Source organism: Veillonella sp. CAG:933 (assembly GCF_000431435.1).
Lineage (GTDB): Bacteria > Bacillota > Negativicutes > Veillonellales > Veillonellaceae > Veillonella_A.
Genome location: NZ_HF986176.1, coordinates 16,911 through 32,842, shown reverse-complemented (window position 1 = coordinate 32,842; position 15,932 = coordinate 16,911). Strand labels below are relative to the sequence as shown.

The following is a 15,932-nucleotide window of genomic DNA, read 5'->3' as shown; positions in this document are numbered from 1 at the left end:
CTTTCTACACACACTTTTTGTCCTATAACTCTGCTTAGCTTGTAAACTAATGACATACACAAAAATCCCGTAACCGATGGCCCCCATCGATTACGGGATTTTTGCTGTCATTTCAAACTTCTATTTGCATTAACACTTTATATATTTCATGTTAACGAGTTATAAAATTAAAAGCTCGTCCCATTAATGCTTTTTTATACGCCCGAGTCATTGCTTCCACGCTTACTAAATCAAGACTGTCATCATACGATTCAATTTCAAAATTGCAAACGGCTTGAGCTGCTTTCTTATTTTGCATCACTGCATAATTATAGGATAACTTCTTTTCTAAATCTGATAAATTAAATGAATAACTCATAATTAATTCCTCCTCCAAATTAGAACTATTTCTTTTCTCTGTTATTATCATACGCCTCTCACATCAAATGTCAACCCTTCTGAAAACTTCAAACAAATAACTAATAACTGCCAGTTATGTAGGGCTATGAATTAAAGTTCTTACTCGTCAAAAAAATAATGGTCTATTGTTACTGTTCATCTTTTTATACCCCTCCTCACACAGCCGAATTTAAAGTAAAAATAATACCGCACAATACCCACTGTTGTGCGGTTTTCCATAACTTCTTATTATATACTGTTAATTGTTAACCAAAAGCAATATATAGATTCTCGTCATAACTGCGCTTCATGAGGAAAAAAGGCATTTCAATTGTCAGCCCTCTCAAAAATTGTCTTCCTACATGACTAGCTTTTATAGGTAAAACTTCGTTTTTTCACAATAATAGGATTTTTAACAATAACAATTCAAACATAACATCTTGACTTTCGTCATTGAACTTTGATGCCCATTGTGGAAAAATGCCCCATGAGATACCATCTAATCAAACGAAATGTGTAGCTATTAATCATTAAGGAGGTCCCTCATGAACACTGAAACAATGAGCCTACGTAAAGCCTTAGGTCAAAAGAAGTTATTAGACAAACAAATCAAAGCCATGATGTCCGAAAAGTTCGTCACTTCCGAATCGGCCCAGACGGCTGTTATCGACGGCTTACCGCTTAATGCCTGGCAAGACGAAGTGAAAGCCAACTATCAGTCGTTAAACGACAAAATCCGTCGCCGCGAAGCATTGGCCGTGGCCATCATGGACGCCAATGTGAATAACTTTGTAGAACTGCCCCGTTTCATCACCCTCGATGAAGAACACACAGGCACAGAAAAAGTAAGCTTTCGCCGGCGCCATTGCTCGCAAAGCTTACTACACAAATGAACTGTCCTATATCGTTAACGAATTGCGCCAGAAGGTAACTAATGCTACCGAGCAGTTTGATTTTATCAATGATCTATGTGAAAGGACCATCAGAGATCGTATGGCGCAAGAGTTCGGCACGGTTAATAACGCCAGTGCCAAGTCCCGCGAAGAACGGGAAACTACCCTTCGCAAACAGTATGAAGCCGTTTTCTACGATCCGGCCGATATTGTGAAAAAAGCGAAGCTCGCCAAAGAGCGCATCGAGAACTACCTCGAAGAAATCGACGCCATTTTGGGCAATGCCACCGAAATGACAACAATTACCGTATCGTACTGAGTTAAAATGATATACCTCTGATATATCGCGACTTTCGTTATATCAGAGGTACGTCATCAAACTATTCAAGTTATATATTATGTGCTTTTTAACAAATGAAATTTGCCGGGTTATCGAAAAACATTAAATATGGTTTGCCGGATTTTTTGGAGCAGGGTTTTACCGGTAAAACTAAAACTCTACCATTGCCTAAAATAGGATAAACCAAGGCACTTTATTGTCTGGTTGTAATTATGCTGCCATGAGCAGTTGTGGTCTGCAGGGAGCCTTCAACATACAAAAGTCCCTGCACTAATCATTAACCATTAACTGTTAGCGTTAAGCTATTAATCATTAAACTCATCGTTAACTGTTACCAATAAGCTATTAATCAATAAAGGTTAATCATTCTGAAATCTTGGAGACAGATTTTCGCTACCAAACCAAAGCCCAATGTTTTGCACCAAGCAGATAATCCGGCATTTTTATTTCATTCGTATTTTACAGGCCTTTTTGAGGCCTTATTATTTTGTCCTTATTTTTAATCTGACTATCTTGCTTCCCCTAATATAATTTATGGTTAGCCGTCAAATACATAACCCTCCGATGTGTAATAATAGTATTCGAAAGAAACTATATTGCAAACCGGAGGGTTAAACGTTATTATGAAGTTAACAGATTATTCTCCTATAATCTCATTCAATGCATTCTTACTATGGCAATTCAACTATTCTTGAGGCAACAATTTAACTATTGTTGTTGCGACAATTCATACAATTTAGCCACTCGTTTACGCAGTGGCGGATGATCGCTGACCAGTTGATTGATAAAACCTTCCGTATCGCCGTAGCGTGTCAGTTTTGCCAACGCCGACGCGAGTTCCTGCCCGAGCCCCAACTCATGAGCAAAACGATCGTCACGATATTCGGCAACACGCGAGCCAAACGGCGCTAACAACACATAGCCGAAATTAGCGATACTATGCAGGATTCGTACAATAAATCGTATAAATAGGATAAAGGCCATAAAGATAACTGCCAAAATATTGATAAACGGAATGTAGCGAAGTATATTATACACCATCGTAATCATCCAAACGATTAATTCAAAAGCAATTATGATAGCGTTATACACATTGAGCATGGCCACCGACGTCATACCGTAAGTGGTATCGCGATGAATCAAATGGCTGAGCTCATGCGCCAGAATCCCCTTAAGTTCAGCCGAGTTCATTTCATTAATCAAGCCCATCAACACGACTACCCGGTCATGGCCTAGGGCAAAGGCATTAATCTGATTGCTGTGCTGCACATACAGCCGATAGCGCCCCGCATCAACGCCGGCGCGATTGCACACATCTTGCCAACAGGCATCTAAATAGTTTTTCAAATCACCTTCCGGTTTGCTAATAGCTTTAATTTTTAAAAACAAGCCCTGCACCGGTGGCAATTGGAATAAGATGATGGCGACTAAAAAGAAAAGTGCCACCCAAGTGCAAGATATGGCAAAGCTGTGTGTCGGTAAATTGTATTTTTGCAAAAAATCTAAAATAAACGGCTGTTCCAATATGGTCGGTTCCCCAAAAAGCGCAAAGATATTATTGATAAAGTGCAAAATAACCGTTCCTACCAAGCCATAAATGAGACCGGTAATTATAAGCAATAGAATTCCCATGCAATATCCCTTTCTATTCGCACTACCTCTGATGTTTTAAACGTATTACCGGTACGTCCAATACCATACCTAAACTTACGATATATTCTTTATTCTTATCTAGATTATACCCCAAGACAGGAGTAACGACCATGATTTATTTCACCAGCGATCTGCACCTAGGCTATCCAAAAGTTATTAAAAAACAGAAATCGTCCGTTCGACACGGTTGAAGAAATGAATGAAACACTCATCGCCAATTACAACAGCCTTGTTTCTAAAAAAGATACGGTGTATCTCTTAGGGGATTTAACGCAAAAACTAGAACCACAGGAGGCTAATTCCTTACTGAGTCGTCTAAATGGTAAAAAGACGCTCCTCATAGGCAATCATGATAAGTATAAGAAATATGATGCCAAAATTTTTAAAGAGATGTGTGATTATAAATATTTGACTGATAAAAAAGTCCCTATCGCCTTGATGCATTATCCGATTTTAGCGTGGAATCGCTATCGTCACGGCAGCATGATGTTGCACGGTCACATCCACTCAACGGGCGAGTATAACGAACGAAATCGAGTGGAAGGCATTCGACGCTACGATGTGGGCGTTGACGCCAATCACTTCTATCCTGTTTCTTTGGATGAAATATGGGAATTTTTTGAGATTGAATAAAAAGGAGTTAACCTATGATTTTTGTTACAGGCGATCTTCATGGTGAAAAAGAACAAATCCAAGAATATATCAAAGTATTAAGCGATTGCACTAAAGACGATATTTTGATTGTCGCCGGTGACTTTGGCATTCCTTGGTACAGTCGTGCCTTAGACATGCACTATAAAGACGATAAGTTATTAGACTTATTAAGAAATGCCCCTTTTACAACTTGCTTTGTTGACGGCAATCACGAAAATTTTGACTTACTATATAGCAATCCTGTCATTGAAAAATGGGGCGGCCGTGTTCATGATTTGGACGGTATCTACCACCTCATGCGCGGCGAAATTTTTACCATGGAAAACCAAACTATTTTCCCCTTCGGCGGCGCTGCCAGTGTGGATAAACAATACAGAACGCCGAGCATTTCATGGTGGGAGCAAGAAAACTCGACATCTGAAGAACAATCCTATGCTATTGAAAACTTGAAAAAGCACAATTTTAACGTAGATTACGTCATCACCCATCAGGCACCCAAACAATTTATTCATATCATTCGTCATTTACTTTTTAATAAAGTCAACATTACCTGCCCGACACAGGAGTTCTTGACCAAGCTAAAGCCGAAACTTACTTTTAAGAAATGGTACTTCGGACATTATCACGATGATATAAATTCTCCGATTGATAGAGCCAGACTGCTGTTTGATGAGATTGTTGATTTGGGGACGTAAAAAATATTGATTTAATAGCAAAAAATGAGATGCAAGTTAAACTGCACCTCATTTTTTATTATTTAAGTATCAATTAGAATTCCGCTTCCTCTTGGAAAAGTTCTTTATTAATGGCACTTAACCCCAACCCTACTAGGCCAAAAATCCAGGTAATCGGATGAGAAGAAAATCGGTTATAATTACGTGCTTGGCGGCTATCATGAATTCCTGTTTTACACCAAATAGCAAAATGTTCACAATTATTGCCCAGCAAACTATAATTTTCTTTCTTCGGCGCATTTAAACGTCCATATGCTCTTTTTACAGTCTCCTCCGGTGAATAAAAATTATATTTACCATCTTCAAAGGAACAATAATCATCAATAACAGACAACAACTCTTGTGGCGGAATCGTATATATTTTATCCTCACACCTAAATTTTTCAACATCAGTCTTAGCAATTCGCGGATCTTTATATCCTGTAACTTTGTCAATAAAGTTACTATCAAAATGAATGACGTTTAATTCTCCCACATAAATCCCAAAATGTGAATAAAATCCTCGATCGCAAAAAATAATGTCTCCTGGAATAACTTTTCTTCCCATAATCACTAACCTCCCCATTAGATTTCTTTACATATGTATTTTGGAAATTTCAATGTCCGTTGTGCCTAATTTAGTATATTTCATCTTATTCCACCTTCTCAATCGTAGCCGTAAAATCGCCCTTCATGCCGGATAGAATTTCCATCCCCGACTCTACACGGCCTAATTTAATTAGCCCCGGTGAATTTCCAAAGTCTTTATAAAAAATGCATAGATTGCCCCATGGTGAGAAGTAGCACAAATCACCTACATCGGGATCCGTTGCATCCGGTTCGCCTTTAGTCGGCAGCTTTTCAGGTGGATAGGCAATTTTCTCGGTACTGTTATAATCTGAAAAACTCAGCGTCATAGGAAGTGCTTCGTAAAGGGCATTGGCCGTTGGTGTATCATAGAGAACAATAGAAATCTCCTGTCCTTCGACGGTCATTTTTAATTTACGATTCGTTACATTTGGTGTAGCTTGTTGCGTTTTCACAACACTCGTGTCCTCTTTGGCATTCGAGCTTACAGCTTCTTTAGCATTCGAATTCGCAGCCTCTTTAGCCGTGCTCGACTGGCCGGCACAGGCCGTCAATATGGTAACAATCAGTGACATTGCCAGAAATACAATAACTTTTTTCATAAAAGCCCCCTCTTTTCTCAATGAAACTGTATCCAAAAGGCAAATACTCCATTCTCTTAATACCTTTATTGTAACTATATTTAGTTCATATTTCTAATACTTATCTCTCATTATTAGTTATGCCTAAAATGTATTTCTTAGCGAAATCAATAAATCTTGCTGTAGCTAATGAAAAAATATACGTATTTACTTCTTCACCAATTCATATCGTATATTACGGCTTCCACCAATCTGTACAATCTGCCCCTTATCTATCATTGATTTCAAAATACGCCCCGCCGTAGATTGACTAACACCCAATAATTCCTGAGTTTCTTTGCGAGTAATCACTTGCTTCTCCGCCAAGTGATGCATTATTCTTTCCTCATTCGAACTGCCAAACGGAACCACTGTCTCTCTAATCGCCTGTGGTTTCTCCGTCACTTCTCTCATAGTATTGACATTAGGTAGAATAATTTTAAACGTATTATTAGTAACTCGAAGTTGTGGCTGTAACGGAGCACCGACGTATGCATCCATAATTTTTTGCATACCTGTGCCATAAGCTTCAATGAGTTCTAAACGGTAAAAAACATTAGCCAGGTTCGGATTACGACACACCGAAACACCTGCTGTCACATCTTCTAACTCTAACCCGGGGAGCAGACCACCCAAAGAAACAAATTCTAACCTGTCTTCGAAAATACTGATTAATGTACTGGCACTAAATGAATAGTCTCGGTGAACTAACGTATTAAGTAATGCCTCGCGAACTGCAACTTCCGGATAATCTCGGGTGTCGATACGCCGAAGTTTTTCAAAAGTTGAACCGATTTGATTATGTAAATCAATATAATCGTAAACTTCATTCATTTGTTGCATAAGCGAACCGGAGAATTCTCTACGATCTTTAAATATATTTTGATTGGTTCCTTGAAATATGGCTGCCTTGATAGTATAAGGACACTGTTCAGATAGGAGTAAGCCCAAGTTCGTATATAATCCATCAGGAGATACTAGTTTTAAAGTTTTCAGCTGAGATGGCCCAAATGGAACCCTTCGAAGATCAAACTCTTTTTTGGTGGCTTCAAAAGTTAACTCCTGATTAATAGAACGCATATCCTCAAAGCTATCGTATTCTTCTTGAAAACTCATTCTACTCATTCCTTAGATTTCCCCCATCTATATTCTAACCAAATTCTAACTTTCTAATCACTTTCTAATCATTTCTAACCACATTCTAACCATTCTCATTAACAATGTCAATTAATATTTCTCAGCTCTCCATTATTAGGTATTTTAGAATATGAAATCTATGTAAAATAAAAAAGTAGCGAGAACCTAGCAAAAACAGGCCGTAACGAAATGTATTTTTCTACTCGCATTTCGTTACAGCCCGTTCGTATTACTTCTTAATATTAATCTTTGTCATTATTCGACTTAGAGTCTGCATAATAGTTAATTAAGCACCCCTTAGCAATAATAGATTTTTCTTCATTGCTCAAATAGCCTAGGTGTAATGTAATTTCTTCTTTTTTCCCATTATTAATCACATAAGCCTTAAAGTCGTCACTATCACTTAATAAGATAGCTCTTACATTAGGTACAAATACATAATCCCCTACCGCCAACTTTCTAGAGTCAGTTTCACTTGTTACAAATGGCAACATCCCCCAATTAATTACATTTGAACGATATCGTTTAGTAGCATATTCTAAGGCAATATTGGCTCCTCCACCTAATACACGCTGACAAGATGCAGCTTGTTCACGAGCGGATCCATCACCCGGTTTATTGGCATAAATCATGCTTGCTACAAGTGTCGACTTAGACAAATCATCTAATGATTTACCAAGATTCAAAGCGTCATTAATCATTTGATAAGCATTTTGTAATTCCAAATTAATAACTCCATCTTGACGGCTTTTTTCCCAGTCTCTTACTGTCTTAGCACGACCAACATATTCCGGCACTTTACGACTTAAAGCAAATTCTGAAAGTGCATAAGGATTTGAACGATAAGAGGAGGTTTCCCCAGATGGGATTAATTCATCAGTGGTTGTAACCGGATCATCAATGTATGCAGCTACTTTTAACAAAATATTATCTGTTAATGCTTCAATTTTTGGCCATGCTTTAATTGATGGACCATATACAAGTTCTTCAGCTGTATTCGCATCACCATAACCTTGATAAACCTTATTAACATATGGTTTATCATTAAAATGATAGGAAGCTATATTATCATCATAATCAACTTCAGTGGCTGCTGTTAAAGCGCCCTTATTAATTGCTGTAGCCGCTATAGATCGTGCGTCCATCAGTGCAACCGAGGAAATTTGTCCCTGTCCCGGTTTGGAACCTTCACGATTAGGAAAATTACGCGTTGCATGTCGAGCAGATAGCCCACCATTATTTGGGGTATCACCAGCACCAAAACAAGGACCGCAGAATGCAGATCGAATAATAGCACCGGCTTCCATTAAATCACCTAGAGCACCATTTCTCATAAGTTCTAAGTAAATTGGCTGGCTGGATGGATACACGCTAAAGGCAAAACGTTCTTGTCCAACACCTTTTCCCTTTACAATATTAGCGGCCGCCATAATATTTTCATATAAACCGCCGGAGCAGCCTACAATTATTCCTTGATCTACATGAAGTTTATTCTCATGATATTTTTCCGGTAACATAAGACGTAATTCTTTATTATCCAATTGATCTACTGCATTTTTTTCAATTTGACGCAATAAATCTTGACCGCCTTCATTCAACTCTTTAATTGTATATACGTTGCTTGGATGGAACGGCATAGCAATCATACTTTCCACTTTATCGAGTTCTACTTTAACTAAACCATCATAATAAGCAATATTACCCGGCTGTAATAATTTATAATCAGAACCTCGACCATGAATTGTTAAAATTTCTTTAGTCGTATCATCTGTGCACCAAATTGTAGTAAGACAGGTCGTTTCCGTCGTCATAACATCGATACCATTGCGAAAATCCATGGATAAATTATGTATACCAGGTCCTACGAATTCCATAATTTTATTTTTAACAAAACCATTTTTAAAAACAGCTTTCTCTATAGCTAAAGCAACATCTTGTGGTCCAATGCCATGACGTGGCTTACCTGTCAAATAAATGGCAACTACTTTTGGTCGTTGAATATCATACGTACGGCCTAATAATTGTTTAACTAACTCCGGACCGCCTTCGCCGATGGCCATTGTTCCTAATGCACCATAACGAGTATGACTATCTGAACCTAATATCATCTTCCCACATCCTGCCATAGTTTCACGCATATATTGATGAATAACAGCCAAATGAGGTGGCACATAAATACCGCCAAAACGCTTAACCGCAGACAAACCAAATACATGATCATCTTCATTAATTGTTCCGCCAACGGCAGCTAAACTATTGTGACAATTAGTTAAAACGTAAGGAATAGGAAAACGATCTAACCCGGATGCTATTGCAGTCTGAATAATCCCCACATACGTAATATCATGCGATGTAAGTGCATCAAATTTAATACGTAAAGACTCATCCCCTTCACTAGTTTGATGTGCCATCATGATTCGATACGCCATGGTTTCTTTAGCGGCTTTTGTTTCATCAAACTCTTGACTACGCGAATGGTTTACAACGGATTCCTTAGTGACAATCTTGTTTCCATTTTCTAAAAAAATGCCATCTGAAATTAATGTTACTGCGTTCATGTCCCTACCTAACCTTTCTTTTTTATTCCAACGCTTTATATACTTTACTATCGAACATTAACTATAAATTAACCTTGTATCTCAATGACGGTTCTTATATAATTGATATAATAAATATTTATCGGAGGATTTCATGGATACAAAAGACTTTATATTGCTAAAAACTTTATATGAAGAAAAAAATATTACTTATACGGCAAAACGTTTATTTATGACCCAACCGGCCTTAAGCGAACGTATTAAACGTCTTGAAAAAGAATTTAATTGTAATCTGATTATCCGACAACCTCGTGGTATTGCTTTTACTTCGGAAGGCGAACAATTATATAACTATATGCAAGAGGCTGACAAAGCCTACCAAGCTATAAAAAAACAATTAAGTGCTACCGGCACTGAAATCAGAGGCACATTGCGTCTTGGTTGCTCTAATATTTTTGCCAAATACCACATTCCAAAAATTCTGTCAGCCTTTTCTCTAGCCTATCCATATATTGACATCAATATGTACAGCGGCTTAAGCTATCGCTTGTATCGACGATTCTTAGAAGGCGAATTAGACGTTACTATCGTTCGTGGTGCACACGATTGGAGCGAACATCATCTGGAACTCTTAAGTGAACCATTATGTTTGTTCAATAAATCAGAACTTTCATTTGAAAATTTACCACAACACTCATATATTCATTATCAAACCGATCCTAATTTACAGCAAACATTAGATGATTGGTGGTATAGTCATTATCAAACGCCCCCTAAAACTTCCATCGAAGTTGACGACATTGATACTTGCATAAAGTTAGTTCGCCAAGGCTTAGGATTTACTCTTCTCACAGAAAGTTGTGCCCAAGATGTTCCCGGTATCTATACCGCTCCACTAATTACTAAATCCGGTGATCCTTTACTCCGTACTACTAATTTATACTATCGAAATAACTATACATCAATGACACCGGTCAAAGCTTTTATAGACTTCATTATGAATTGGAAGTTGTAATTTTATATCCTATATTCTCTTTACAAATTTACTATATAACTAATTAGCAATATGTACAAATAATAAATAACTCAATTATCAATAAATTAAAACTATTTCTAATTTTATAGATGATTTACTTCTTATGGAACTAATTTAAGATATCTTTTCTTAAACAAAAAAACAAAGCGACTCGCCAATAATCCTCGAGTCGCTTATTTTTATATGAGCACTAATAAATCAAGGCAATATTGTTGTCTAAAACCTTTCGTGTATTTCATACCCATATAGAATTATTGAATATCTTTAATTAAATCGGCAAAACTATCGTCCAATATAATATTTCTTAACTTTTCTTCCGGAACTAGTTTTAAAAATGCATCCCAAACCTTTTCATAAGAAATCAATTTTTCAAACTGCGTATGTGGCCAATCGCTGCCCCATAATAAACGCTTAGCTCCAAAGGCGTCTATTAAGGCTGGCATCAATTCTTCGGCTAACTTAATATTTTCATCAAAAGACAATTCTTTTTTTAATCGATATGAGGCAGAAATTTTTACCCAAATTTGTTGGCTATTACCAACAGAAAGTAAATATTTAAACCCTTCATCCTCTAATAAATTTTCTGCAGTAGGTCTACCAAAATGATCTACTACTATTTTTACACCGGCATTTAATAAGTCATCAATTAATGGAGGTAACTGAACGGCATCAATATGTAACTCTACATGCCATCCTAATGTTTTTACATAATTAAGGATTTCAGGCCATTTGCCTTCTTTCAAATTAGGGATTTGACGAGCGTATAGATTAAGTCGAATTCCAATAATATTGTTTTTTGCCAATGCTTGTAGTTCTTTAAGTGTGATTGTTGTATCGACAACAGCTACACCATAAAGCTTATCCGGGAATTTCTTTATAGCGTTTACCATATAGGTATTATCAAATCCTAAAAAGCTTGGTTGAATTAATACGCCTTTGTCCATTCCTTTAGATTCAAAATTAGAAATAAATTCCTCAACCAATGCACTATAAGTAGGTGCATAACGTCTATCACTCGCTAAATTTAAATTAGGCTCAAATACATGTGCATGTGTGTCAACTCTCATATCTATACCTCTCTATCACATAATTAAATTAACAATAAATGCATAAATGATAGCAGCACCCAAACAAATAGGTACACCTCTAAAAATTAATTTCCCGAACATATCTACTCGTTCTTCTTCGCTTACTGTACTTAATACTAAGCTGCCACCCGAAGAAAATGGAGATATTGCAGTAGCTTGTGCCCCAATAACGATAGCTGAGAATAATACAGCCGCATCAATACCTGAAGCTTCAGCCAAATTAGGAACAAGTGGAAATAATGCCGGAGTTACTACACCCATAGTACTTGAAAAGAATGACATAAATCCACCAATAGCAGCCATTACAATAGGTACAACTGGAGCCGGAATCGTATCAGTAACAAATCCCGCAATTAATTTTACTGTTCCGGCTTTTATAGCTACTGATATTAACATCCCTACACCACAAATCATGATTAATGTACCCCACGGCACTTTTTTTATGACTTCTTTTTCATCACCCAAGTTCATCAATAAAGCTAGGACTGCAAAAACAACAGCAACTAAACCAACATCAATAGCTTTATCAAGAGTTTTTATAAGACCAACTTGCGGGAAAATAATGTGTAAAATAGGGAAAATTAATACAACTACAATCATAGATACAACTAAAGCTAATGTTTTTTTCTGAACAGCATTAAATGCTTCCGGTAAAGAAATTTCTACAACATCAGCATTACCTTTTTTACGTGTATTAAATAAGATTAACAAACTCAATACTACTATTGGAACAACAAATGAGGCTAAAAAGATTTGGAATTCAAATCCATATGATACAGCTTCATAACCTGCTTGATTCATTAAGCCAATAAAAACAACACCCCCAGGGCTAATCATAAAATTGTTACCACATAAAGCTCCATAGTTAACGGCCAAAGCGCCGATTAATGGACTTAACCCTGTCTTTCTGCATAGAAGCATAGTGATTGGTGTGAAAAAGGCCATTACTGCAAAGAATCCGGCACCTAATGCAGCTAAAATAGTGGCAGCTATAAAAATAGCAAATGGCAACAATTTAGGAACTTTGCGAGTTCTATATAGCATGTGCTGAGCTAACTTCTCTAATGTCCCATTAGTCATTGCAAAGTTATAGAATAAAGAAATAGCTAAGATTACAAAGAATATACTTATCGGCCACATTTTGATAATGTCGCCAGGCTTAATGCCTAAATAAAATGTACCAATAATATAAGCAAATACTATCCCAAAAAAACCTGTGTTAATTTTAGTCCTATACCCTAATGCAATAGCGAGTATAATGGCACATAAAATTAAAATGTTAGCCATACAATTCCCTCCTATCAATTACCTATACCCATCTTTGATATTCGTTGCGCGCAATTACATTTTCAAATACAGTATATAATCTAAAGTCATAAACAACAAATACTGATTACTTTGCATCTAATATAGATTATTTTTATGCCTTAAATAAACATCCATTACTATGATTAGATATCAGGAGAAAAATTACATACTATTAACTTTGCTAAAAATAAAAAAATATAGCGATTATACAGGCTATTCTGTACAATCGCTACATTTTTAAACTTAAAGAATATTTCTTTATCCTAATTTTTCTGATTCTTTTCTATTTTTCTTGATTAAAAACGTATCTGTATCCGCATCAGAATTCCAATGACATTCCATAACAATCACACCAAGAAAATACATTATCAAATTACTATCTATTCTTAAAAAAATCATCTTTAGAGATATTTTCATAAATTCGTTGCGTTAATGAATGATAAAAATTACGTTCATCTTTAGTAAATCCTTTAAAAAGCTTTTCATTCCATTCATCTAATACATTTTCAATATCTTTTCTCATATCACGAGCTTTATCTGTAGCATAAATATTATAAGCTCTACGATCCTCAGCATTATTTACTTTAGTAAAATATCCGGCTTCAATAAGTTTAGCCACAGCTCTTGCAGTAGTTGCTTTATCAATTTCTATATTATTAGACAATTGCTCTTGTGTAATTCCATCATTTCGTATAGCCTCCATAAAGAAAATATATTGGCCACTTCCTAGCTGATACTTCTTTAAATGTTCACTAAAATATACTTGACTATATCGATATAGCAATGAAATATATCTTGCTAATCTTACTCTTGCTCTTGCCACTTTTAAATCTCCTATTAATATAAAGACTTATCTCAAATAAAAACTCTTTATATTTAGTATATCATCTCAAAGCCAAATGATTAATCTAATTTTATATTATATAATACGTTAATTACAAAAAAGGTGATGAGCAAATGCCCATCACCCTCCTAGTATTATTGTAAAAATTTATACTATTATTTAATCAGCCCCTATTGACTTTTAATAATCCTGACTGTCCAAGTTTAATAAACTATAGTATTAGAAAATGCCCAATACCTTCCAATAGGTTTGTGAGAAAACTAACAACAAAATATACCCTACAATCGTTAATGGTATACCAACCTTCATACAATCTTTTGCTGAAAAAGTATCTGTTGCAAATGCAAGAATCCCCTGTGGTGTATTAACCGGCAAAATAAACCCAAAATTAATAACAAAATGAAATACCATTGTTAAACCAACAATATTTAATCCCTCAAGTGGTAATCCTTGTAAAAGAGCGATAACAATCGGAATCATTGCCGAAGCTATTGCTGAACCAGATGCAAATCCAAGATGAATAATAATAATAAATAGCGAAATAACTGCAAACACGCCAAAAATAGATGCATCAGCCAAGCCCATTCCGACTGAGATTTCATTAGCCAACCATTGTGCAGCCTTGGTAGTAAGTAAGGCAGAACCCATGCTAATTCCCACACCTAAAAGCATAAGAGTCCCCCACGAAATATGACTTTCTGCCTGTTTCCAAGTCATAATGCCTGTCCAAGGTAATAGCATTAAAGTTACAGCTAAAATTGTTGTTGTCGTTGTATCGAAATTATGTAAGAACCCTTCAGTTACCCATAGCAATATCAATCCAGCAGAAATTGCTAAAAGTTTCTTTTCGGCAGGCGTAACTGCACCTAACTCCTCTAACTTAGCCTTTATAGTTTCGGCGCCACCCTTGATTTCATCCAGTTCAGGTGGCAACATATACATCGCAATAAAGTACAATATAATAGACATAACAATAGCAAACGGAGCTGCCGCAATGAACCACTGCATCCAAGATATATTACCATTTAAAAGTCTTTCAATAAAACCCATTGTAACCATATTCTGTGCTGCCGCAGTTTTAATTCCTGTATTCCAAATGCTTCCAGTTTGAATAGTAACTACCATTAATAATGCAGCAAGCCTACTTCCGGTCTTCATCCCAAACGCAGAAACAATACCTAATATAACCGGGACCATGCATCCTACACGAGCAGTAGTACTTGGAACTAAGAAAGCGAGTATAATACCAACCAAAATCATCCCTGCGACTAAACGATTAGTCTTACTTCCGATACGTGACAAAATAAATAATGCAATTCGTTTGTCAAGTCCGGTCTGTGTCATTGCCGCAGCCAAGAATAATGCTGCACCAACTAAAATTGTAGCACTGGCTGAAATCCCCATAAAAGCCATTTTCAACGCACTGCCAGTACCATAAATTACATCAGGCTTGCCGACTTGAGGGGAAAACCCTACACATATAATCATTAATAATGAAAGAATTGCCGCACTAACCGGATAAGATACGGCTTCAGTGAGCCAAATTATAACTGCAAAAACCAAAATACCTAACATTCTATGCCCTGCCGTTGGTAATTCAGTCGGTGTAGGTAACGCAAAAATTGCGGCCAACACTAATAACGCTATTAACATACCGTATTTTTTAAAAAATGGAACTTTCTTTTCGGTTACGATTTCCATGCTTATACTCCCTTCATATATAAACGGAAAATACCAGGAATACGAAAGTCAAAATTTTAATTATTTATTTTGCTGCATTTCAACAACCCATTGCGGAGCAAGTTGTGGTAATTCTGTGCCATTTTTTTTAGCTTCTCTATACGCTGCAATTGTTTTATTCCGATTATCTTCGTATAAAGCTTTTTCCTCAGCGGCACTCAAAACTATTTCTATATATTTTTTAGGTATTACACATACACCATCTGAATCACCACATACTAAATCTCCAGGCTCTACGACAACACCAGCACAGGTAATAGTTGTGTTGATATTTCCTTCGGCCTTTTTGATTGGTCCTCTCGGCATTAAACCTTTACTATATACAGGAAACTTCAGTTCTATAGTTCCATCAAGATCTCTTGTATAACCATCAATAACCATACCTTTAAATCCCACTGCTTGA

Annotated in this window: 15 protein-coding genes and 1 pseudogene; 5 read left to right on the top strand and 11 right to left on the bottom strand. The window is 36.4% G+C overall.

Annotated features, from left to right (window positions below):
* Nucleotides 1–151: 151 nt before the first annotated feature.
* Nucleotides 152–358, bottom strand: a complete 207-nt coding sequence (locus QZL64_RS03915; RefSeq protein WP_021840698.1) for a hypothetical protein — start codon at nt 356–358, stop codon at nt 152–154.
* Between the two features lie 565 nt (nt 359–923).
* Here QZL64_RS03915 and QZL64_RS03910 point away from each other — a divergent pair.
* Together QZL64_RS03910 and QZL64_RS03905 are read left to right on the top strand one after the other, a co-directional pair.
* Entirely contained in the window at nt 924–1,271 is a 348-nt protein-coding gene (locus QZL64_RS03910; RefSeq protein ID WP_021840697.1) for a hypothetical protein, read from the top strand.
* Nucleotides 1,272–1,371: 100 nt separating this feature from the next.
* Nucleotides 1,372–1,590, top strand: coding sequence for a hypothetical protein (locus QZL64_RS03905; RefSeq protein WP_021840696.1), 219 nt, complete (start codon nt 1,372–1,374; stop codon nt 1,588–1,590).
* Between the two features lie 729 nt (nt 1,591–2,319).
* Here the strand turns inward: QZL64_RS03905 and QZL64_RS03900 are convergent.
* On the bottom strand, nt 2,320–3,243 hold the full coding sequence (locus QZL64_RS03900; RefSeq protein WP_021840695.1) for a M48 family metalloprotease: 924 nt from the start codon (nt 3,241–3,243) through the stop codon (nt 2,320–2,322).
* Nucleotides 3,244–3,459: 216 nt separating this feature from the next.
* Here QZL64_RS03900 and QZL64_RS03895 point away from each other — a divergent pair, with 216 nt between their 5' ends.
* Both QZL64_RS03895 and QZL64_RS03890 read left to right on the top strand, forming a co-directional pair.
* Nucleotides 3,460–3,897, top strand: coding sequence for a metallophosphoesterase (locus QZL64_RS03895; protein ID WP_021840694.1), 438 nt, complete (start codon nt 3,460–3,462; stop codon nt 3,895–3,897).
* Between the two features lie 14 nt (nt 3,898–3,911).
* A complete protein-coding gene (locus QZL64_RS03890; protein WP_021840693.1) occupies nt 3,912–4,613 on the top strand; it encodes a metallophosphoesterase family protein in 702 nt (233 codons plus the stop codon).
* A gap of 73 nt (nt 4,614–4,686) precedes the next feature.
* Here the strand turns inward: QZL64_RS03890 and QZL64_RS03885 are convergent, their stop codons facing one another.
* The 4 genes from QZL64_RS03885 to QZL64_RS03870 form a co-directional block, all read right to left on the bottom strand.
* Nucleotides 4,687–5,199: a lecithin retinol acyltransferase family protein gene (locus tag QZL64_RS03885; RefSeq protein ID WP_021840692.1), complete on the bottom strand. Its 513-nt coding sequence runs from the start codon at nt 5,197–5,199 to the stop codon at nt 4,687–4,689.
* 85 nt (nt 5,200–5,284) lie between these two features.
* Nucleotides 5,285–5,821: a cyclophilin-like fold protein gene (locus tag QZL64_RS03880; RefSeq protein WP_021840691.1), complete on the bottom strand. Its 537-nt coding sequence runs from the start codon at nt 5,819–5,821 to the stop codon at nt 5,285–5,287.
* 186 nt (nt 5,822–6,007) lie between these two features.
* A complete protein-coding gene (locus QZL64_RS03875) occupies nt 6,008–6,955 on the bottom strand; it encodes an ATP-binding protein (protein WP_021840690.1) in 948 nt (315 codons plus the stop codon).
* Between the two features lie 263 nt (nt 6,956–7,218).
* Complete coding sequence (locus QZL64_RS03870) at nt 7,219–9,534, bottom strand: hydratase (RefSeq protein WP_021840689.1); 2,316 nt, start codon at nt 9,532–9,534, stop codon at nt 7,219–7,221.
* Between the two features lie 133 nt (nt 9,535–9,667).
* Here QZL64_RS03870 and QZL64_RS03865 point away from each other — a divergent pair, with 133 nt between their 5' ends.
* Nucleotides 9,668–10,528, top strand: a complete 861-nt coding sequence (locus QZL64_RS03865; protein ID WP_021840688.1) for a LysR family transcriptional regulator — start codon at nt 9,668–9,670, stop codon at nt 10,526–10,528.
* Nucleotides 10,529–10,800: 272 nt separating this feature from the next.
* Here the strand turns inward: QZL64_RS03865 and QZL64_RS03860 are convergent, their stop codons facing one another.
* The 5 genes and pseudogenes from QZL64_RS03860 to QZL64_RS03840 all read right to left on the bottom strand — a co-directional run.
* Nucleotides 10,801–11,616 carry an amidohydrolase family protein gene (locus QZL64_RS03860; RefSeq protein ID WP_021840687.1) on the bottom strand — a complete coding sequence of 272 codons (816 nt, stop codon included), beginning with the start codon at nt 11,614–11,616 and terminating at the stop codon, nt 10,801–10,803.
* 15 nt (nt 11,617–11,631) lie between these two features.
* On the bottom strand, nt 11,632–12,924 hold the full coding sequence (locus QZL64_RS03855; protein ID WP_021840686.1) for an SLC13 family permease: 1,293 nt from the start codon (nt 12,922–12,924) through the stop codon (nt 11,632–11,634).
* 397 nt (nt 12,925–13,321) lie between these two features.
* A complete protein-coding gene (locus QZL64_RS03850) occupies nt 13,322–13,768 on the bottom strand; it encodes a MarR family winged helix-turn-helix transcriptional regulator (protein ID WP_021840685.1) in 447 nt (148 codons plus the stop codon).
* A gap of 240 nt (nt 13,769–14,008) precedes the next feature.
* Nucleotides 14,009–15,490 (bottom strand): DASS family sodium-coupled anion symporter, encoded by a 1,482-nt coding sequence (locus tag QZL64_RS03845; protein WP_021840684.1) that lies wholly within the window; start codon nt 15,488–15,490, stop codon nt 14,009–14,011.
* A gap of 60 nt (nt 15,491–15,550) precedes the next feature.
* Nucleotides 15,551–15,932, bottom strand: a pseudogene (locus tag QZL64_RS03840) (RraA family protein); the annotation flags it as partial.